Consider the following 21,519-nt stretch of genomic DNA (forward strand, 5'->3'; position numbering starts at 1 on the left):
GTGGTTGGTTTTTCCGATAAATAACTGGTTGAAGACATTGTATCAACTATTAAATATGATGAAAAGAAATAATTGGTAATTTAAAAATGGTTGGTTTTTTAGGGAAGGAGAGAAAATATGCATAATAAAAAATGGGATTTACGCATTATATGTGCTCACGCTTTTACAATTCTTATATGGGGAACTGCTTTTCCAGCAATTCGTATGGGGCTTGAATCTTATACGCCTGAACACCTTACTTTACTACGCTTATTAATCGCCTCATTTATACTTTTGTTATTTTCATTTATATACAAACTACGACTACCGGATTTAAAGGATATCCCAGCAATTTTTATATTTGGTGCTCTAGGATTTACTATTTATCACATCGCATTAAACTACGGCGAAAAAACAGTAAATGCTGGATCTGCAAGTTTAATCATTTCAGTCACTCCAATAGTGACGGCAATTCTTGCTTCTGTTTTTTTGAATGAAAAAATGAAATTAAATGGTTGGCTTGGTGGTGTAATTAGTTTTGCAGGAATTGCCTTAATTTCATTTAGCCAGGGCGATGCTATTCAATTGAATAGCGGGGGATTATTTATATTATTAGCGGCGATTTCAGAAAGTCTATTTTTCGTTTTCCAAACATCTTACTTAAAAAAATACGGCTTCTTACCATTTACCATATATACAATTTTGTCTAGTACTGTATGTATGCTTATTTTCTTACCCGGAGTTTATCAAGAAATACTAGCAGCTCCTCTTGAAGTTAACTTGAGCGTTATATATTTAGGTGTCTTTCCAACAGTACTCCCGTATATTGCATTGGCCTATATTATATCTCGTGCTGGTGCTTCTGAAGCAACAAGTTCTCTATATTTAACGCCAATAACTGCGTGTTTCATTGCTTGGATATGGTTAGGAGAAGTGCCAACTTTGGTTTCGATAATTGGCGGAGGAATTACTATACTTGGAATTGTGATTGCTCATATACCGGTATTAAGAAAAGAAAAACATAGGAATTTAGCAAATAATCAATCCGTATAATGTAATTCAATAATAATTTTATGATACTTTTTTATATAGTTTCTTTCTTATGTTGATAAATATAATATTTTGTATTTCAGTTAAATATTGTATGTTACATTTTATGTAGTAAGCATTTTAAAAGGAGCTGACAACATAATGAATGGAAAAAGAAATATTTTTACATGTATTTCTATTGTAGGAATCGGACTAGCTAGTTTTTCTAATTCTAGTTTCGCAGCAAGTGTAACGGACGATTCAATACAAAATTCTATTCCCGTAGTTAATCAACAAGTAGCTGCTGCAAAGGAAATGAAACCATTTCCCCAGCAAGTTAATTATGCAGGTGTTATAAAACCGAATCATGTTACACAGGAAAGTTTAAATGCTTCTGTAAGAAGTTACTACGATAATTGGAAAAAGAAATATTTGAAAAATGATTTATCTTCTTTACCTGGTGGTTATTACGTAAAAGGAGAGATTACAGGTGATGCGGATGGGTTTAAGCCACTTGGAACTTCAGAAGGTCAAGGGTATGGGATGATAATTACAGTATTAATGGCTGGTTATGATTCGAATGCTCAAAAAATATATGACGGATTATTTAAAACAGCAAGAACTTTTAAAAGCTCTCAAAATCCTAATTTAATGGGATGGGTTGTCGCAGATAGTAAAAAAGCACAAGGTCATTTTGATTCTGCTACTGATGGAGATTTAGATATTGCGTATTCTCTTCTTCTTGCTCATAAGCAGTGGGGATCTAATGGAACAGTTAATTATTTGAAAGAAGCACAAGACATGATTACAAAAGGTATTAAAGCTAGTAATGTTACAAATAATAACCGACTAAATTTAGGAGATTGGGATTCTAAAAGTTCACTTGATACGAGACCATCTGATTGGATGATGTCACACCTTAGAGCATTTTATGAATTTACAGGTGATAAAACTTGGCTTACTGTTATTAATAATTTGTACGATGTTTATACGCAATTTAGTAATAAGTACTCTCCAAATACAGGACTTATTTCAGATTTCGTTGTAAAAAACCCACCACAACCCGCACCTAAAGACTTCTTAGATGAGTCAGAATATACAAATGCATATTATTATAATGCTAGTCGAGTACCTTTAAGAATTGTAATGGACTATGCGATGTACGGCGAGAAGCGAAGTAAAGTCATTTCTGATAAAGTCTCTTCATGGATTCAAAATAAAACGAATGGAAATCCTTCTAAAATTGTGGATGGTTATCAATTAAATGGATCCAATATTGGTAGTTATCCAACTGCTGTATTTGTTTCACCGTTTATTGCTGCAAGTATAACGAGTAGCAATAATCAACAGTGGGTAAATAGTGGTTGGGATTGGATGAAGAATAAGAGAGAAAGTTATTTTAGTGATAGTTATAATTTATTAACTATGTTATTTATTACAGGAAATTGGTGGAAGCCTGTACCTGATGATAAAAAAACACAAAATCTAATAAATGATGCAATTTATGAAGGATACGATAATTAATTAAATTTGAGAATGGTTACTGAAGAAAGGAATTAGCATTCGCTAGTTCCTTTTTAATGTTTTGTAAAACATTATCCATTCTAAAATTCGCATAGATATACTTGCTTTTTTCATATACATAGTTATTGATGACTCTATGTTTTTATGAAGGGAGAGTATTTCTTGGAAAAAGTATTATTTTTCGGAGATCCAGGTATTGATGACTCATTTGCCATTATGTATGGTTTACTGCATCCCGAAATTGAAATTGTCGGTATTGTAACCGGATACGGAAATGTTGAGCATATACATGCTGCACATAATGCAGCGTATATTTTACAGTTAGCAAATAGACAAGACATTCCTGTCATTAGTGGTGCAACAAAACCACTGACAGAAGAAATCACTACGTACTATCCTGAAATTCACGGAGCAGAAGGATTAGGGCCCATCCATGTTCCAGGAAATATATTATCTATTCCAATATATAATTTCGGCAGTATTGCTGCGATTCTTATAAAGTACGGAAAAGATTTAACGATTGTTGATGTAGGAAGATCTACCTCGTTAGCAATTGCTTTTAATTTATGGAATGATTTAATGCTAAATGTAAAAGGAATCTATTTCATGGGTGGTGTTTTTTTAGAAGTAGGAAACGTTACGCCATTAGCAGAGGCAAACGTGTATGGAGATCCGATAGCAAGTAAAATTGTTTTCCATCAAGCAAAGAATTTATTCATATTCCCTTTAAATGTAACAAACAAAGCTGTGTTAACACCAAATGTATTTAACTATATTCAAGCTAATGCAAAGAATCCATTTCATATGATAATGAAACCAATGTATGACTACTATCTATCCGCATACCAAAAACTTAATCCATCTATGGAAGGACCTTTGCTACATGATGTGGTTGCAATAAGCGGATTAGTAAAATCCAAGTTTTTTTGAATTTGTGCATCGTACAGTAAATGTAGATACATACGGAGATACGAAAGGACAAACATTTGCTGATTTTCGCCCTAACTCTAAATCTGAAGGAGCCCGTATAGCTTTAGAAATAGATGCAGAAAAATTCATTCAAGATTTTATAAAAATTATGTTATAAGTTGCTGTCGAAAAAGGGAATTATTTCAATGCGTTGAATATAAAAATACATCCTCTAGATAAAGGAGCTTACAATATTGAATGTCCAGTTAAAGGTTGTTACGAGAGACAATTGGGAAGATGCATTAAAGTTACAAGTTAAAGAAGATCAAAGAAAATTTGTCCCCGCTGTAGCAGTTTCACTTGCTAAAGTATATATAAAACCAGATGGTGACAATGTAGAGTACATACCATTCGCTATATACGATGGTGACCTTATGGTTGGTTTTGTTATGCATGCTGTTGTAATAGAGACATCGGATATGTATTGGATTAACGGATTTATTATTGATCAATCGCAACAAGGTAATGGTTATGGAAAAGCAGCATTACAAGAAAGTATTGATATAATAAAAAATACTTTTAAATCGTGTAAAGAAATAAGATTAACCGTACATAAAGATAATCTCTCTGCAAAGAAATTATATGAACGATATGGTTTCATATCATTAGGACAGGAGTATGATGGTGAGCAAGTATACCGTTTATTTGTTTAACTATTAAGAAGTAAAGGTGTGAAATGAAATATGCAATTTACTGAAGTGAAAATTGAAGTGTTCATTCCTGAAGAATATATTGAAACATTAAGGGATGAATTAAATAAAATTGGAGCATGTAAAACGGGCGAATATGACCATTGTCTTTCCTATAGTTCAGTGAAAGGATATTGGAGACCTTTAGAAGAGGCATCTCCTTTTAATGGAGAAATTGGTCAAATATGCGAAGGACAAGAATGTAAAGTTGAAATAAAGTGTAAACGAGAACTTGTAAAAGATGCTCTTGAAGTTATTAATGATATTCATCCGTATGAAACACCTATGATTTATATTATACCAATACTAAATGACTATTTTGAGAAACTATACATTAAATAACTAGGAGGAATATCAATTGAAAAGTAAATTTCATCATATTGTACGAGCAGTCATGATAAAAGATGAAAAATTATTAGTTGCTGAATATATCGGCCATCATTATTTTTTACCTGGTGGCCATGTTGAAATTGGAGAATCAGCAGAGAATGCATTAAAAAGAGAGTTAAGAGAAGAACTTGGAGTAAACTGTAGTATACAACAATTTTTAGGCGTCATAGAAAATCAATGGCAAGATAAAGAAGTGCTTCATCATGAAATTAACCACATTTTTGAAGTAGAGTCACAAGATTTACATACGGACTTAACACCGAAATCTAGCGAGTCTCATTTAGCATTTCACTGGATAGATTATAATAAAGAAGCCTTAAATCATTATGAAATCATGCCAATGCCTTTAGTGAAGGAATTACTAGAAAGAAAGTTAAGTGATGAACTACTAAATTGTTGGATTAGTAATTTTTAAATCACTTTATTTATAGTAAATACGTCCATCGAATGAATATAAAGAAAATAGGCTGAAAAACAAGGTACATCACCTAGTGTAAGTTCATATTTTGTTGATGTACGCATTTAGTCTATAGTCTTGTTTCTACTTTGTTTAAAAGAATTTATTAACTTTAATATTTGGACGGAATTTACATTTATAAATGGAGGGTTTCATAATGAATCAGTTTCAACAAGAACTACAATCATTAAACCTTAATGATTATCAAACTGGCAATGTTGTGTATTGGGATCAACAACAAAGTCAATATCCATACTATTACATTCAAGACGATGCACGTCGTTGCGGCGGATGTGGCGGTTGTGGTGGACGTTGCGGTGGATGTGGCGGTAGATGTGGTGGTTGTGCAGGTCGTTGCGGCGGATGCATAGGATGCGCAGGATGTTTCAGTTGCTTTAATTGCTGGAACTGGTGGATTATTTAAGTATAGAAAATTCAAGTTATTTTATATGAAAGAAAGGTGTAAAAACTATTTTGCACTTTTCTTTCATGCTGTAATTTTGATGTGTATTAAGGGGGATTTATTTGTATACATATGATAAGTTGATTTCTTGGGTAGAGGATATAAAAGAAAAAAATCATAGTTCTGCTACAGCACTTTGTATTATAAAAGATAATAAAATCGTACTAGAGCATTATAGTGGTTATCACTCAAATACATCTACAACCAAGAGAGTAACAGCATCTTCACAATTTAACGTTGCTTCTGCTAGAAAAAGTTATTTAGGATTAATGATAGCGTATGCGCTTTATGAGGGGAAAATAAACTCTATTGATGATGAAGCGATAAAATATTTTAAAGACTTTGATCCTGCATTGCTTAGTAAAACGACGATAAGACATTTAGTAACACATTCGCATGGATTAGAAGAAACGAATGACAGGACAATTTTTCGTGAATTTGCACCGGGGCAATCATGGGCGTATAGAGATATTAATGTAAGAATGATGACACGTCTTATTTATCAGCTATATAACAAAAGTTTTCCTGAATTGTTAAAGGAGCGTGTGTTTAAGCCTGCTAATTTTCAAGAAACAGGTTGGAGAGTTCAGCGAGATGAAAATTTAGTTGACGTTGTTAATAATCCAAATGAAGACGCAATTAGTGAAATTGGTACGGTAGATGACGGTACTGAAAAAAATTTGTTTGTCTCAGCTAGAGAATTTGCGCAGTGGGGCAATCTTCATTTAAATCAAGGTGGGATAGATGGTAAACAAATTGTTCCAAAAGAAGTTATAAAAATCGCTACGAGTTTGCAGAGTCCAACATATATAAACAAAGAGCTACCACAAAATGGATTGTTTTGGTTCATCCAAAATGAGCCTGCGCAATTAAGCGAACTTGGTGAACGTGTTCCAAAAGGGTCGTATCAAATATTAGGGATTACTGGATCGACCATTTTAGTAATACCTGAATATAATGTAGTTGTTGCAAAAATGTATAATAAAAGATATAACTACGGTGGTGATAATTACTTATATTATTTACGTGAATTTAGTAATTTAGTCGCAGATACATTTAGTAACGGTAATAGGGCATAATTACTCCTATAACGAAAAGGAGTGATTGGAAGTGAAAGATAAAGTGAACAAAAATAAAAAGCAAAATATAAAAGATGTAAATACAGAGCAAAATGCAATTTATAGCGATCCTAAAGATGCAGCTAATATGCAAACTGTACCGCAGCCGAAAGATTTTGATGAAATCGAATATTAATTTTTCATCCGACTATATGATGAATGAAAAATACGTCTTAAGTCTCATAACATTTAAGAAATTATTTGATAACATATATACATAAGCATTTGAAAATGTCTTATCTTAACAAAGCTTTCTTTAGAAATATCTGATATAACCTGCAAAAGGCACTTCTTTATGAAGTGTCTTTTTGTGTATATGAACTTAATTACCATTTTCCGTACAGTATCTTGCAATTTATGATGGATATACTAACTGTGAAAATTCATGTCAAGATAAAAGAAGGGGACAGTTAGCATGAAACAAACTTCTATAAATCCGTTACTAATTGTTCTAGGTACAATCATTGTTCAAATTGGACTTGGAACAATTTATACATGGAGTTTATTTAATCAACCCCTTGTAAGTAAGTTTGGATGGAATCTTAATGCAGTAGCGATAACTTTCTCTATAACAAGTTTTTCTTTATCATTCTCAACTTTATTTGCAGCAAAGTTACAGAAAAAATTAGGACTTCGGAAACTTATTGCTACTGCAGGAATTGTTTTAGGACTCGGCTTAATACTTAGTTCTCAAGTTTCTTCTTTACCACTATTATATTTATTAGCTGGTGTCGTTGTTGGTTATGCGGATGGAACAGCTTATATTACATCACTATCTAATTTAATTAAATGGTTTCCAAATCGGAAAGGGCTTATTTCAGGTATATCTGTATCAGCGTATGGAATGGGCAGCTTAATCTTTAGATATATAAACGGAAATCTTATCGATAACCTTGGTGTATCACAAGCATTCTTATATTGGGGTATTATCGTGTTACTTTTAGTGTTAATCGGATCGTTCTTCTTACGCGAGGCAATTGTAAGTAATGCTGTAACTGAAACATTACACAATGACTATACTCCGCGTGAAATGATGCGAACGAAACAAGTATATCTGCTATTTTTTATGTTATTCACCTCGTGTATGGGTGGTTTGTATTTAATCAGTATGGTAAAAGATATCGGTGTACAACTCGTTGGACTTAGCGCAGCAACCGCTGCAAACGCCGTTGCTATGATTGCGATCTTTAATACAGTAGGTAGAATCATTCTTGGGACGTTATCAGATAAAATCGGGCGAATGAAAATTGTCTCTGCAACGTTTATTATTATAGGTTTGTCAGTCTTTACTTTAAGTTTTATTCCGCTAAATTACGGGATCTATTTTGCTTGTGTAGCAAGTGTCGCCTTTTGCTTCGGCGGTAATATAACTATATTCCCAGCTATTGTCGGAGATTTCTTTGGATTAAAAAACCATAGTACAAATTACGGGATTGTCTACCAAGGTTTCGGATTTGGTGCGCTTGCAGGATCATTCATTGGAGCGATACTTGGAGGATTTCAACCAACTTTCATTATAATTGGTGTTTTAAGTGTTATTTCCTTCATTATTTCAATATTAATCCGTCCACCAACTGCAGAGAAGACAAAGGAACTAAAACATCTACATCGGAAAGTGGCGTAATACTAAAAAGAGTCCTAATATAGGGCTCTTTTTAGTACAAAACATTTTTTGTGTAGAGAGAATAGAGTTATTTAATTTAAAATGAAATGAGTAGCAGATACTTAGAATATTCATATTGTTTTATAAAGGAACTAACATGTTGCTAAAAACATTTAGAAAATTACAGTTAACAAACTTTGTGATGGAACGTGCACTTCATTCATAGACCATTATTTTCTTATCAGTTTACAATGAAAGTAGTTGGCTTTTATTGATTACAACCATAATTTCTTCTGTTGTGGCATTCGCTACAACAAATATTGATGACATTTTTATACTACTTGTTTTATTTTCACAAGTAAGAACAGAAGTAATTAGGAAAGAAGGAAGAGCTGTCCGCGAAAAAGCTACGAGAAAAAAACTTTATATTGTTATTGGACAATATTTAGGATTTAGTATGATTATTTTTCTAAGTATCATTGGGTCTTTAAGCTCTTTTTTCATTCCTGTTTCGTGGATTGGATTATTAGGATTCGTGCCAATTTATATGGGGGTTAAAGGACTATTGTCACTTCGTTCTTATAAAAGTAATGAAGTTATCGATAACGTTACTGTTTCATTATTTAAAGTAGCTTCAATTACATTAGCTAATGGAGCTGACAATATTTCGATTTATATACCAATGTTTGCTAGTCAAACTCTTGAAACAAATATCGTTACATTAGTTATCTTTTTTTCCATGATAGCGATATGGTGTTTTATTAGCTACAAATTGATAAAAGCTCCTATACTAGCTAAAGTACTTGAGGAAAACTGTCATATTATTGTTCCAATTGTTCTAATTGGTTTAGGAATGTTCATTCTTTTTCGTAGTGGTACAATTGGACTATTCTCCTAAGGTGTTGAAATAACGGAAGTTTTCATAAAAAAGAATTGAACAATTTTAATATTTTTTGAGCAATTATATTCATTGAAATTAACTAGATTCTACACAACGTATATAAGTCTTATTACAGATGAAATGTAGTAGGGCTTTTTTTATTTTAGTGAAATGAAACAATTGTATTAGTGATCTACGACTATTATTTAGACAGGACATTAGCATTATGAAGTTGAATAGCTATCGTAAAAGGAGCGTGATAATTAAAATGAAAATAGTAAAACAATGGGTCCAAGAAGATAGTGATTACATAAGAGAAAAAGTAATTGAATATAACCAAAAACATATTTCAGATGAAGAGAAAAAGCCTTCAGAAAAAATTAGTTTTATAGTGAGAAATGAAAAGGGGAAAATTGTAGGTGGAATAACTGCAATTACATTTTGGCACCACGTACATGTTGATTTCCTGTGGGTTTCTGAAGAATATAGACACGAAGGTTATGGAACCAAGTTAATAAAACTTATTGAAGAATTTGCAATTGAAAAAGAGTGCAGGTTAATCAATTTAGATACTTTTAGTTTCCAAGCTCCTGATTTTTATAAGAAGCATGGATATAAAGTAATCGGAGTAAGTGAAGATTATCCGAAAGGACATAATCATTATTATTTAGAAAAACGGCTAAAAAGTATATAGAATTTGTTAACATTAGTATTTGGAATACAAATGCAATAAGGGCGAGGTTATTATTAATTTCAGTATTAATTGGATCAATTTTTATTCTAAAACTGCAAGAACGTACTTTGGATACTCTTCCTAAGGTACGTTCTTTTTTTATATCAGTAGCCTATTCTTATTAACTCCACCAATAGTGGTAAAGGCAAGACTTAACTAACTTATATATATTAAAAGGAGTTAATGGTAGAATGAATAGAAGACAGAAAATTCCTTTTATTAAAATAGAGGAGGTACATATGAAAAAAGTTAATGTTACATACGCGATTTTGTACGATAAAACTAATGAAAAGATTTTAATGGTAAAAAACAAAGGGGAAAATGGTTCTTATTATACATTACCAGGTGGCGCAGTTAAATTAGGAGAAACATTGGAAGAAGCAGTAATTCGAGAAGTAAAAGAAGAAACAGGGTTACATATAAACGTAAAAGGGATTTGTTCTATCAGCGAAGCCTTTTTCGAGGAAAGAGATCATCATGCAATTTTCTTTAATTTTCTAGGTGAAATAATTGGCGGAGAGACATATATATCAAGGCCAAAAGAAATTGAAGAGATTACTTGGATGGAATTACATATAGCAGCTCCATATTTACGCATACCAGAACATTTACTAGATTTATTACAAAAGAAAGAAACAGTACCTTATTTTTTTAACGGAACAATCGTTCATCAATCTTCATAAAAATATTATCTCATGTAAGGCGGGGAAAACATGGAGTTTATCGTTAATCACAAACAATTCACTCAAGCACTTTCAGAAGTCAACAAAGCAATATCAACAAAATTTTTAATTCCTATATTATCTGGTATAAAAATAACTGCAGATCAATCTGGAATTACTTTAATTGCAAGTAACTCGAATATTTTTATTGAAAAATTCATTCCTGTTTTAATTGAAGACGAAAAGATTGCAACTATTTTAAAGGCAGGAACTATTGTTGTACCTGCAAAGTATTTCATTGAAATAATAAAGAAAATGCCAAGTGATATAGCAATAAAAAGTAAGAATGAGCAAATTATTAAGATACAATCAGAAGAAATCACATTAAGTTTAAATGGATTTCCTGCAGATGAGTTTCCGAATGTACCACTTATAGACAATCATGCAGAAATCAAAGTAGAGACAGAGCAATTGATTGAAGTATTTAAACAAACAGTTTTTGCGGTAGCAAAAAATGAATCTAGACCTGTTCTTACTGGGGTGCATATAGAGTTATCTAATAATAAGTTAATTTGTGCTGCAACTGACTCACATAGACTAGCGATACGTGAAACGCTACTTTCCTCAGATGTAAAAGCAAATTGTATTGTACCAAGCGCAACCATTAATGAACTTCTAAAATTAATGAACAGCAATTCGGAATTCGTATATATCTACTTTTCGGAGAGTCATATTATATTTACGTTTGGAACAACTACATTATATTCAAGACTAATTGAAGGGAAATATCCTAATATTTCTAACCTTATTCCAAATGATTTTAAAACGATTATTAACGTAGATAGAAAAAAGATATTACAAGGTGTAGACCGATCAAGTTTATTAGCAAGTGAATGGGCCAATAACAATGTTAACTTAGAAATCATAAACGAATCCACAATTAAAATTTCTTCAAACGCTTCTCAAATTGGGAAAATATCCGAAACGCAACAAATAGATGCGATTCAAGGTGAAAAACAATTAAATATATCTTTCGATGGGCGTTTTATGGTTGATGCTTTACGAGCAATAAAAGAAGAAACGATTACTTTAAGCTTTGGCGGTTCTATGAGACCGATATTGATTGAAGCAGGAGAACAATCTGCAGCAGTACATCTTATATCACCAGTAAGAGCGTATTAGGGATAGAGGAAGGAATTACATTATGTACAAGCAGACTATTGATTTATGAAATCATAAATCAATACATTATAAGAATGATGTATTAGTAAAGCAAACAGTTTACTAAATCCTACATAATATAATTCAATCATAGACAAAGCAGCAATGGTAATCTGAAATACAAAGCAAAATAATAATAACCTCAATATAAAAGCCATAGATTAATCGATATGGGGTGAGTATGATGAAGAAAATAATTGTTTTACTCATTGGTATAGTTTTAATTACTTTTGCTTTTTATCAATACAACAAAAAAGACTATGCAGCTAAAAGTACTAACTTGTATGTAGAAAACTTTAAAGGGGAAAATGATTCAATAAAAATACAATCTGCTATTAATAAAGCAGAATCTAGTAAATTTAAAACGGTATTACTTGATGATAAGAAGTATAAAATTACGTCACCAATCATTGTTAAAAAAGGTGTGAAATTATTATTTGGTTATGGATCCCAATTTGTAGTTGAGGGAAACTTTAGAGTTCTAGAACTGGAGAACAACGCATCCATTGAAGGAGCGTATATAGCTATTGACGATCCTAAATTTAACTCTGAAGTTATTTATTTAGACGGTAAAAATAAATATTATAACACTTGGAACAAAACACAAATAAAAGATATAAATATTATCAATTGGACGGAAACGAATAAAGGTACCGGAATTTCTTTATACTCTGCTGGAAAAGAAAATGAAATTTCGTTTGTTAACTTCGAAAACATTAAAATTGTAGGAATGGAAACCGGACTAAAATTAGTAGCAAAAAAACCGAGCACCGGACAAGCTTGGATAAATGCCAATCGTTTTATGAACTTTTCTTTAGAAGACTGTGTAAATATGATTTATATGGATAGTCAAGTAACTACGCCAAATGAAATTAGTGGGAATCAATTTACAAATCTTCAAATACAGCCTTCAAATAAAACAAAAAGCATTATAAAAGTAAGTGGTCAGTATAATGAATTTCATGGGATGGTGTGGGATTTAAATAAAATAAAACATGAAAACGAACTCATTGAACTAACTGATAAAAGTATGAATACAGTGATTGAAATGTCCAGTGTACCAGCAAATAGAGTTTTAGATAGTGGGAAATCCAATATTGTGAAATAAGTTTAAATACAGAAAAAAGAGCGAATTCTTTATAAGAGGATTCGCTCTTTTTATATTTTAAAATTAAATTTCCTTCCACCAAGCGGATGAAGGATAATTTGTAGATTTTAACGTAATAGATTCACCAATTTGAGGCGTTGTAATTTTAACTCCTAAACGGTTAGCTTCTTTCGTAACACGTTCTATCGGGTCACTCCATTCGTGTAATGCTAACGTAAAGGCCCCCCAATGAATCGGAAGAAGTAATTCTCCTTTAACATCAATATGAGCTTGTACCGTTTCTTCAGGCAACATATGAATAGCAGACCACCTCGGATCATATTGCCCGCATTCCATTAATGTAAGATCGAATGGACCGTATTTATCACCAATTTCCTTAAAGTGAGGGGCATAACCGCTATCACCACTAAAGAAAATTTTAGTCTCTTTACCAAGAATAAGCCATGAACACCATAATGAACGATCTCTATCTGTCATACCACGTCCCGAGAAATGCCTTGCAGGCGCACATACTAACTTAATATTATCAAACGTAATTTCGTCCCACCAATTATGTTCACTAATTTTACTAGGCGAAACACCCCATTTAATAAGATATTGTGCAACTCCAGTTGGAACATAAAAGTGCTTTGCGCGATCTTTTAACTGCATAATACTTTTGTAATTCAAATGATCATAGTGATTATGAGAAATGATAATCGCATCAATTTCTTGAAGGTCATCACGTTCTAAAGAAAAAGTACCACTATAGCGTTTACTATTAAACAAAGGAAATGGGGAAGAGGCATCTCCAAACATAGGGTCTAATAATAGTTTTTTACCTTCTATTTTCAAAAGAGAAGCAGAATGGCCAAACCATGTAACACTCTCTAACGATTCATTATCTTTATTTGATAAAACGATAGGCAAATCCTTTATAGGACGCAGCTTTGATTTTATTTTAAAGTAATCCGTCATTAAACTTATAATATCTTTCGGTTTAAAACTCATATCAGTATGAATTTGATTTGTATATTTCTTATTCATTCGTTCTCCTTTTTACGATTAACAATTTACGTATGTTGTTATTGTAGCTATTTGTAGTTTAAACTATATTATTTTACCTTTCATCTAAATTGCCTTGTATTTCATAAATTCGTCAAATTCATTATTTGTATCTATAAAGTACAAATTGCACAGTGGCAGCTAAAACAAATATTAAGTACATGTAAATTGTTTTTATTTAGTAAATTCCTTCTTATACGCAACAAAGAACATACGTTTCGTTGTATGTTATAGAAGAAAATATGTCTCTAATAAAAGAAAGGAAGGAGAGGACGTAAGTGCAAATAGAGAGAAAAAAGAACTCAAAATGTAAACTATCAAAATCTGAAATCATGCATTTGTATACTGAAGGGAAGAGCACCTCAGAAATCGCCATGCTTGCTAATGTGTCTGCAAGGTATATTCGTATGGTTTTATCAGACAATAACGTACCAAGACGCGCTATAGGGAGTTGGAAGAGAAAGTATGACATAACAGAAGATTATTTTAAAACGTGGTCAAACAATATGGCTTATATTTTAGGGTTTATAGCAGCAGATGGTGTTATACAGAAAGAAAATCAATGTGTCAGTATATCTCAAAAAGAAAGTTATATTTTAGAAGATATAAAAAAAGAACTAAAAACAAACCAGCCACTTTATCAAAACAAAAAAACAGGCGTATATATGCTAAACATTAATAGTAAAGTAATAAAAGACGATCTAATGAATATTCACGGAATCATGCCATGTAAATCTTTTAACATTGAATTTCCTTTAGTACCAGAAGAATATTTACATCATTTTGTTCGTGGATATTTTGATGGGGATGGTTACGTCAAGTATGAAACTTATACAGTTAATTTCGTAGGTGGATCATATAACTTTATGAATTCTTTACATCAAATTCTTCAAAATCGCAATTTACGAGCCGATTTACTAAATCAAAACAAACATTATCGTGTTATTTTATCTGGAAGAAAATCAATACAACTATTTTCAAATTGGATTTATAAAGACAAAGATATTTATTTGCATAGAAAATATGAAGTGTTTCAGAAAGAAAGTCTGAGTTTAGATCAATTACAAGATCGAAAATTAAAACAAACTCAAACTGCTGTTAAGCAAAGAAAACAAAGTTTCCTTGAAGAATATATGAAAAATAAATGTAATGCTATAACTTGTTCAAATTTAGAAATAAGCGAATCGGCTTTCAAACATTGGCTAAAAAATGATAATCAATTTAAAAGAGATTATGAAAAGATTAATTTAACAATGTCCACTAGCGATAACTAAATATAAAATCCTAAAAAACCTTAGAATAGGTATGAAGATAGCTATTCTAAGGTTTTTTATTTTTAAATCATAAAGGATTCTTAATTTTATTGATTGAATATAGTAAATACATAGATTTTACAATTGTCTTGATAAAAAAGGAGAGAGACACCTTGCAAAAGAAATTTATCAATCCAGAAACGATGCCACCAACTTCTGGATATTCACATGTAGTGGAAGTTAGTAACGCTAAACGAACAATTTACATATCTGGACAAGTAGCGATTAACACTGATGGTCAAATAGTTGGCATTGGTGATTTAGCTACACAAACGCGACAAGTTTTCGAAAATATTAAAAGTGCATTAGAAACTTCGGAATTAAGATTTAATGATGTAGTAAAATTAACATTTTTCCTAACAGATATTTCTCAAATGGCCACTGTTAGAGATATACGAGATCAATACATTGATACTAAAAATCCACCAGCAAGTTCAGCTGTAGAAGTTAGAAAGTTAATTAACGATAACTTTTTAATTGAAATCGAAGCAATTGCTGTAGCAAACTAATTTTAAAAACTTATTATGAATCATATCAATGCAATTCGTTTAATGCGTTCAGTTAAAACGAATTGCATTTTTTATTGTCTTAAATATAATTTATATCTGGAGACATTTTCATCAACAACTTATAAAACAAACAACTAAACAATCCATCACACAGAATGATTAAAAAGAACGAGGGGAGGCTAATCACAAAAATCAACTTACCTATAATAAGTTTATTATTTAAAGTTAGTTAACATAATATATATTATAGGCAGTTATAGAAACAAAGCAATACCAGGTATCAAAACCCAAGTAAACTATACTTAATGAGACGAAACAGAGATTTTTGGTGAGATTTACATTAAATCTTATCTAAACAAACTTCTTCAGTTTTTATCGTTTTTATTTGTTATAAATTCATCACAGCAAATCTTAATCAATAATCGCTTAAGATTTAACGAATTAAAAACATTTTTGATTGGCAAGAAATTTTTATACAGAAAAATTATTTCTATACAAAATATAAATTAATAATTTTATTTTATGTTTTACTTAATGAATTAATTGCTATTTGCACATGTTTTACAACTTTACATTATTTGTTGTTATTTCTGTTATTTAGGCTTGACTTTCATTACACTCATTGTTTTTTATTCTAGTTAACATAACGCTTATTTTTAACATAAAAAAATCCTCCTCACCTTCAGGAAGATTTTTTGTTTGCTATTATTTTATTTATATCTTCTAGTAACAATCCCAATTGTAAATGACATTGGAAAAATCTAGATTTAACAAATCTTCCTTACGTATAAAGAAATTAGCAACCCCAGAATCGCCCCACATAATATTTAATGAATCGTCTGTATCGATTTGCATCAATAATATGTCATGTTGCTGGTATTTTTCTTCCCATTCCCTTGGATCTGTCTGTGTGAAAAATGGATAACCACCAATTTTATGTCCTTGATCCTTACATAAATCATCATACAGTTCGCCTAATTCTGTATTATTTTCTTCATCAACAATTTCTTCCCAATCAATGTTATCATTAAAAATCATTTCAAATCGATAATCTCTTGGTGTTACTGGTTGATATGCCAACTCAAACTTTAGTTTTGCTGCTTTGGGTATGATAAAATTCTCTAAATCTAAAGTGTTTAAATAACTAAAATCAGTAATCACCTTAGTTAAATCCGCTGTGATTGTAGAATGATAAACAATTCGAAAGTCTTTTTGGCTTGTGGGATGATCAAAATCTGCTCCAAAAAGATCTTCTTCAGCACTTATGAAAAACTGTAACATTCCATGTTGAGGCATATGTTCAATGTTTGGTATTTCTTCAAGGTTTAACTGCGCAAGTAGCATCATAGGTTGTCCGTTTGAGTCTTTAGGATGCTCTTGATCTATAGGTAAATACGGATATCCACCAAACTTACTTTCAAAAAGCGTTGTCTCTGCTAATGTTCCAGACACTTTAACATACGGTTTCACACTTTCTTCTAAAATACTACGATACTGTTCTAGTTCTTTCGGAATTTGAAGTTGATACGTATTCTTCACTATATTTACCTCCTTTTAGTAATGAATTGAAAATACCTAACTTAATTATATAGTAAGCGATAGCTTAATTGAAAATCGTTAAAAATCCATTTTCACCCTCATTTTTTGCGCGCTTGGTGGACAAAGTAGATTATGTTCTAATACCTTTTTATTAATAGTTCGAATTAAATCCGCTACTTCTGCAGTATTTGTATTTTCTTTTAGCTTTTCTTTTAAATCATCAATTTCTTTTGAAAGCTCAATCCACCTAGGTAAAACGTGATTATTTGCTAAAGTTCTATAAAGTTGCTTTTCAGGATTGTACGAAAGATCTTTATCAAGATTAAGAGGTTTCCCTTTACCAGGTAAATGATCAAAAGCTCCTTTCTGTTCTGCTTGTTTAACGATAGAACTAATATGATCCTCATACGTATAAGACCAAACTTTCTCATCTTTTACTAAAATCTCTTGTTTTTTTAGTTTTTTATCTAGTTCTTCTTGATTCATAGATTCTCTCTCCTTTTTATTTTCTAATGTCGTTTTTGTAAATTCTAATGCCCTTAATCCATCGAATAGCTTTTCTCGCCACCATACGCTATCATGTCCACCTTGAAACTCTTCGTAAGTGGTTTGGTATTTCTTTGCTTCTAAAGCTTTATATAGCCGTCTATTAGCCGTTAAAAGAGGTTCGTTTTCGAGTTCGCCTACTGCTATGTAAGAATGTAGATGAGTCGCATTAGAATTTATTGATGAAATTTGATTTTCAATCCAAGGAATTGTATTTTCATAATTATCCTTTTTCCAATGTACGGATCCAGACATTGACAACACATTTCCGAAAATATGTGGATTTTGAAGTGCTGCATAAAAAGCTGCTAAGCCACCAAGACTGAAACCAGCAATTGTTGTATGATTCTTTTCTTGATAAACGTGATACTTAGCTTGAATCCACGGAAGTAATTCCTTCGTTAAAAATGCATTCATTTTATCGTTATAAGTTAGCTCTTCTAATCGATCGACAGGATCTATAGCAACAGCAATGCAAGATGGGATTTCTTTTTCGTAAATTAAATAATTAAGTGTTTTTTCAATTGAAAGGCTCTGAATGAATGAATTCCCATCAAATACAATGAGAAGTTCTTGAGGATGTGGAGTGTGAGAATAATCATGAGGCGTATAAATATGAATTTTACGTGTGTTATTTAAAATCGAACTATGAAAAGAATATGTTTCAATTCTCCCAGATGGATAATGATTTGAAGGGAAACGACTGCTATACTGCATGTCCATACTTATTTTTAACACAGACGCTTTATTGGTACCTTCTCCAAATGTATTTTTATTAAATGGGTCTAATCGATACTGTTCACTACGCTTTATCCAATTATTTTCGAAAAAATCATTTACTGTAAAATAATAAGTTGAAATAAAACTCTTATTTGTTCTAAACGTAACATACCAAATATCTGTCTGTAACAATCGTTGTAATTGATTTACAGACAAATCCCAACCAGGAAAACTACCGAATACATAAACGTTTTCAGTGTTTTGATCCCCTAACCATATATACGTTATAAGCTTATACTGATTATCTGCAGGGCATTGTTCTATTAGTGGCGTGTGATTTGACTTTATTTCATGCAAAAAAGTATAAAGAGCTTTTTCGTTTCCATTCTTTAATTGATTTTTAAGCTTCTCTAACTTAGGACTGATTATTGTAGTCACCTCTCTTCTTCCTTTGTAGTATTCTATATGTAGTTTTTTTCATTAGAATCCCTATATAAAAGTAGTCGTAAGTTATTTGTTTAGCGAAGTTATTTATTAGAAAAATAATCAATTGCCTGAATAGAAAGTTCTAATGATTTTATTCTTCTTTCTAAAAGCGTTCTTTGAGGACTCCCAAGCTTTGACTTAACGTAAATCTGTTCAATTGATGGAAGCAAACCAATTAGAACATTACGAGCTTCCGCTAAATCTTCCTGAGTATAATGATGAGTTTCTTGCTTCCAAACACTTTCTAACATAGCTAAGCCGATACTAGCTGCTTTGAGTCTTTTTTTCACTAAAGTAGTATTTGATCCTTTTTGAGTCATCTGTGACAAGGCATTTTCAAGTTTACTAATTGTTGACTGTAAAGATTTTATTGATTCTACTTTATCTATATTTGATACGTTTTTCATGTTAATGTTATCCCTTCTACGTTGCTAACTTGTTTTGTTTAATGTTTAATGAAATCCTTAAAAGCTTGATTTCACTCGAAATATTTTAACATAAATAACTAACTGTATTCGAGTTGGACAATAACTTAAAGCAAAACAGCTATTCCTCTCTCCTCCCCTGTAGCATTCTATTATATGTACTTCTTTCTTCTCATTAGAATTCCTATATAAACTAGTTGTTAATATTGAATGTTTTATGAACAAAAAAACGTACAAGTAATGTAACCTGTACGTTTTCGCTTTTATTCAGTAAGGTAATAAAGTAATAGCTTCCTGGTCTTCTCATAATTCATGAAATCTCTATACAAAATAGGATACTTCACAATTTCTGTTTCTATAAAACGATATTGCGGAAACCACTCAAAAAACGATTTTTTTAACCACTTTATTTGTTGAAACGTAATGTTCAGTTCGTTTCCATTTAGTATAGAATTTAAAGTAGCTGCTGTATGCATCCAATAATGATTAAAATCAGCGTTTATACAATCATCTTCGGTAAATTTACTTTTTAAGTCTCGCTGCAATTTTGCTGTAGCACGATAAGGAAACGGTTTATGAAGTGGACTATGCATTTTCTGCAATTCCTTAAAAATAATTTGTTTTCCTAACTTCAACTTTCTCCTCCTTTATTTCTCTATCCAATTTAATAAGTTTTCATAATGATATTGAGCATCGATATACCCAAGATTATATAGATTAACAAGCTTTTCCTTATTTCTTTCTATTCCGCTTATAGGAAGCTGTACACTTGGTTGAATTACATAAAAATTATCTTTTTGTTCTTCTCGATTCATATAAGATATCGTCTCATTATAAAAACGATAATGGTCTACTAAATTCTCTGCGATTTTCGGATATTTTCTATATAAAATTTTAGCCAGGCCTGAAAATTTATTCCGCTGCTTCTCATATCCTTCTGGCTTTGTCATAATTACAACGTTCTTTTCATAACCATCAGTTTGAGCTTTTAAAACTGGTATAGGATCTATAATTCCTCCATCTAGTAATTTTCGATTATCATATTCTACAGCAGGTGCTATAAACGGCACAGAGCTGGATGCACGGATGATTTTTAAAATATCATTTCCGTGTTCTGCTTTATTATAATAAATGGCTTGTCCTGATTCGCAATCAGTCGTCCCTATAACAAACTGTTCATTACAGTTTAAGAAAGTTTGAAAATCAAATGGTACAATTTTATTAGGTACTTCATCAAATAAAAAATCCATTCCGAATAATTCACGTTTTCGAATTAAGTTTCGATAAGATATATACCTGTAATCTGATACTAGCTCTGTATTTACTTTCTTATTTCTACTTTTTTGACGTGACAAATAGGTTGCTCCCATACAGGCTCCAGCTGATACGCCGACTACATACGGAAAGAATAAGTTCTTTTCCATGAAATATTCGAGTACACCTGCAGTATATAAACCTTTCATTCCTCCACCCTCTAATACTAAACCAATATTCTTCATGCTATATCCCTCTGCTTCTTTTTTCTTAATTTCATATTAGCATAAGATTTTAAGATGAGGTTTTATAAACTAATTACAACAATAACCAGAAACTACTAAAGTAATGTCATAATATCTTTGTGAGTAACATGTTACAATATAAGTAATTCATTCCACATATATTAAAGGAGGAATTTAATATGGGTTTATTTAGCGGTATTTTAGGAAATGCATCAAATACGAGTTCTGAAAGTGTAGAACGTGATTTAGAGAAGATTATGCTAGACGATGAAAAAGTAGAGCATGCTTATAAATTAATTCGTGATCTAATCGTATTTACAAATCGTCGTCTTATATTAGTAGATAAACAAGGAGTAACTGGCAAAAAAACAGAATACCATTCTATTCCTTATAAAAGTATTACACAATATAGCATCGAAACGGCTGGGCATTTTGATTTAGATGCAGAACTTAAAATTTGGGTGTCTAGTATGGAGGAACCAATTACGAAAGAATTTAAAGGTGACGATAGTATTTTAAGCATTCAAAAAGCGTTAGTAACCTTTACGACTAAGTAGTGGGTTTTGTATTTTTATTCATTTTTAAAATTACTAACCCGAGTATTTTGGAAGAA

23 protein-coding genes and 1 pseudogene are annotated in these 21,519 nt (G+C 31.4%); 18 read left to right on the top strand and 6 right to left on the bottom strand.

Features of this window, described 5'->3' with window-relative positions:
• Nucleotides 1-117: 117 nt before the first annotated feature.
• From ACX9TM_RS13455 to ACX9TM_RS13525, 15 genes and pseudogenes are all read left to right on the top strand, one after another.
• The gene (locus ACX9TM_RS13455) at nucleotides 118-1,032 is read left to right on the top strand and encodes a DMT family transporter (RefSeq protein WP_000551623.1); all 915 of its coding nucleotides are present in this window, start codon (nucleotides 118-120) and stop codon (nucleotides 1,030-1,032) included.
• 138 nt (nucleotides 1,033-1,170) lie between these two features.
• Entirely contained in the window at nucleotides 1,171-2,532 is a 1,362-nt protein-coding gene (locus ACX9TM_RS13460; protein ID WP_072770320.1) for a family 8 glycosyl hydrolase, read from the top strand.
• A 162-nt stretch (nucleotides 2,533-2,694) separates the two neighbouring features.
• A pseudogene (locus ACX9TM_RS13465) lies at nucleotides 2,695-3,619 on the top strand (nucleoside hydrolase).
• A 76-nt stretch (nucleotides 3,620-3,695) separates the two neighbouring features.
• A complete protein-coding gene (locus tag ACX9TM_RS13470) occupies nucleotides 3,696-4,154 on the top strand; it encodes a GNAT family N-acetyltransferase (RefSeq protein ID WP_001102671.1) in 459 nt (152 codons plus the stop codon).
• 30 nt (nucleotides 4,155-4,184) lie between these two features.
• Complete coding sequence (gene cutA, locus ACX9TM_RS13475) at nucleotides 4,185-4,532, top strand: divalent cation tolerance protein CutA (RefSeq protein WP_001160791.1); 348 nt, start codon at nucleotides 4,185-4,187, stop codon at nucleotides 4,530-4,532.
• Nucleotides 4,533-4,548: 16 nt separating this feature from the next.
• The gene (locus ACX9TM_RS13480; RefSeq protein WP_000836832.1) at nucleotides 4,549-4,995 is read left to right on the top strand and encodes an NUDIX domain-containing protein; all 447 of its coding nucleotides are present in this window, start codon (nucleotides 4,549-4,551) and stop codon (nucleotides 4,993-4,995) included.
• A 199-nt stretch (nucleotides 4,996-5,194) separates the two neighbouring features.
• A complete protein-coding gene (locus tag ACX9TM_RS13485; protein WP_001071389.1) occupies nucleotides 5,195-5,461 on the top strand; it encodes a heterocycloanthracin/sonorensin family bacteriocin in 267 nt (88 codons plus the stop codon).
• Between the two features lie 101 nt (nucleotides 5,462-5,562).
• Nucleotides 5,563-6,579 carry a serine hydrolase domain-containing protein gene (locus tag ACX9TM_RS13490; RefSeq protein WP_000288895.1) on the top strand — a complete coding sequence of 339 codons (1,017 nt, stop codon included), beginning with the start codon at nucleotides 5,563-5,565 and terminating at the stop codon, nucleotides 6,577-6,579.
• A gap of 31 nt (nucleotides 6,580-6,610) precedes the next feature.
• A complete protein-coding gene (locus tag ACX9TM_RS13495; RefSeq protein ID WP_000653680.1) occupies nucleotides 6,611-6,754 on the top strand; it encodes a hypothetical protein in 144 nt (47 codons plus the stop codon).
• 279 nt (nucleotides 6,755-7,033) lie between these two features.
• Entirely contained in the window at nucleotides 7,034-8,242 is a 1,209-nt protein-coding gene (locus tag ACX9TM_RS13500) for an L-lactate MFS transporter (RefSeq protein WP_000815119.1), read from the top strand.
• Between the two features lie 250 nt (nucleotides 8,243-8,492).
• Nucleotides 8,493-9,119 carry a cadmium resistance transporter gene (locus tag ACX9TM_RS13505; RefSeq protein WP_000633409.1) on the top strand — a complete coding sequence of 209 codons (627 nt, stop codon included), beginning with the start codon at nucleotides 8,493-8,495 and terminating at the stop codon, nucleotides 9,117-9,119.
• A gap of 250 nt (nucleotides 9,120-9,369) precedes the next feature.
• The gene (locus tag ACX9TM_RS13510; protein ID WP_000706722.1) at nucleotides 9,370-9,795 is read left to right on the top strand and encodes a GNAT family N-acetyltransferase; all 426 of its coding nucleotides are present in this window, start codon (nucleotides 9,370-9,372) and stop codon (nucleotides 9,793-9,795) included.
• 278 nt (nucleotides 9,796-10,073) lie between these two features.
• Complete coding sequence (locus ACX9TM_RS13515) at nucleotides 10,074-10,517, top strand: NUDIX hydrolase (protein WP_000757601.1); 444 nt, start codon at nucleotides 10,074-10,076, stop codon at nucleotides 10,515-10,517.
• 30 nt (nucleotides 10,518-10,547) lie between these two features.
• Nucleotides 10,548-11,678: a DNA polymerase III subunit beta gene (dnaN, locus tag ACX9TM_RS13520; protein WP_000394467.1), complete on the top strand. Its 1,131-nt coding sequence runs from the start codon at nucleotides 10,548-10,550 to the stop codon at nucleotides 11,676-11,678.
• Nucleotides 11,679-11,901: 223 nt separating this feature from the next.
• Complete coding sequence (locus tag ACX9TM_RS13525; protein ID WP_065382409.1) at nucleotides 11,902-12,825, top strand: hypothetical protein; 924 nt, start codon at nucleotides 11,902-11,904, stop codon at nucleotides 12,823-12,825.
• A gap of 63 nt (nucleotides 12,826-12,888) precedes the next feature.
• On the opposite strand, the gene ACX9TM_RS13530 is transcribed toward ACX9TM_RS13525, so the two are convergent.
• Nucleotides 12,889-13,851 carry an MBL fold metallo-hydrolase gene (locus ACX9TM_RS13530; protein WP_065382410.1) on the bottom strand — a complete coding sequence of 321 codons (963 nt, stop codon included), beginning with the start codon at nucleotides 13,849-13,851 and terminating at the stop codon, nucleotides 12,889-12,891.
• A gap of 296 nt (nucleotides 13,852-14,147) precedes the next feature.
• Here ACX9TM_RS13530 and ACX9TM_RS13535 point away from each other — a divergent pair, with 296 nt between their 5' ends.
• Together ACX9TM_RS13535 and ACX9TM_RS13540 are read left to right on the top strand one after the other, a co-directional pair.
• Entirely contained in the window at nucleotides 14,148-15,143 is a 996-nt protein-coding gene (locus tag ACX9TM_RS13535) for an LAGLIDADG family homing endonuclease (RefSeq protein WP_065382411.1), read from the top strand.
• A 152-nt stretch (nucleotides 15,144-15,295) separates the two neighbouring features.
• Nucleotides 15,296-15,691 (top strand): RidA family protein, encoded by a 396-nt coding sequence (locus ACX9TM_RS13540; protein ID WP_001169716.1) that lies wholly within the window; start codon nucleotides 15,296-15,298, stop codon nucleotides 15,689-15,691.
• Nucleotides 15,692-16,414: 723 nt separating this feature from the next.
• On the opposite strand, the gene ACX9TM_RS13545 is transcribed toward ACX9TM_RS13540, so the two are convergent.
• The 5 genes from ACX9TM_RS13545 to ACX9TM_RS13565 form a co-directional block, all read right to left on the bottom strand.
• Nucleotides 16,415-17,230 (bottom strand): YwqG family protein, encoded by an 816-nt coding sequence (locus ACX9TM_RS13545; protein ID WP_000799803.1) that lies wholly within the window; start codon nucleotides 17,228-17,230, stop codon nucleotides 16,415-16,417.
• Between the two features lie 78 nt (nucleotides 17,231-17,308).
• Nucleotides 17,309-18,934: a DnaJ family domain-containing protein gene (locus tag ACX9TM_RS13550; protein WP_100651690.1), complete on the bottom strand. Its 1,626-nt coding sequence runs from the start codon at nucleotides 18,932-18,934 to the stop codon at nucleotides 17,309-17,311.
• Between the two features lie 89 nt (nucleotides 18,935-19,023).
• The gene (locus ACX9TM_RS13555) at nucleotides 19,024-19,389 is read right to left on the bottom strand and encodes a hypothetical protein (RefSeq protein ID WP_065382398.1); all 366 of its coding nucleotides are present in this window, start codon (nucleotides 19,387-19,389) and stop codon (nucleotides 19,024-19,026) included.
• A gap of 281 nt (nucleotides 19,390-19,670) precedes the next feature.
• The gene (locus tag ACX9TM_RS13560; protein WP_063220379.1) at nucleotides 19,671-20,042 is read right to left on the bottom strand and encodes a YxiJ-like family protein; all 372 of its coding nucleotides are present in this window, start codon (nucleotides 20,040-20,042) and stop codon (nucleotides 19,671-19,673) included.
• Between the two features lie 12 nt (nucleotides 20,043-20,054).
• Nucleotides 20,055-20,906 (bottom strand): patatin-like phospholipase family protein, encoded by an 852-nt coding sequence (locus ACX9TM_RS13565; RefSeq protein ID WP_059303764.1) that lies wholly within the window; start codon nucleotides 20,904-20,906, stop codon nucleotides 20,055-20,057.
• 179 nt (nucleotides 20,907-21,085) lie between these two features.
• Here ACX9TM_RS13565 and ACX9TM_RS13570 point away from each other — a divergent pair, with 179 nt between their 5' ends.
• The gene (locus ACX9TM_RS13570) at nucleotides 21,086-21,463 is read left to right on the top strand and encodes a PH domain-containing protein (protein ID WP_000522476.1); all 378 of its coding nucleotides are present in this window, start codon (nucleotides 21,086-21,088) and stop codon (nucleotides 21,461-21,463) included.
• The last annotated feature ends 56 nt before the right edge of the window (nucleotides 21,464-21,519 follow it).

Source organism: Bacillus sp. LH1, assembly GCF_057924895.1.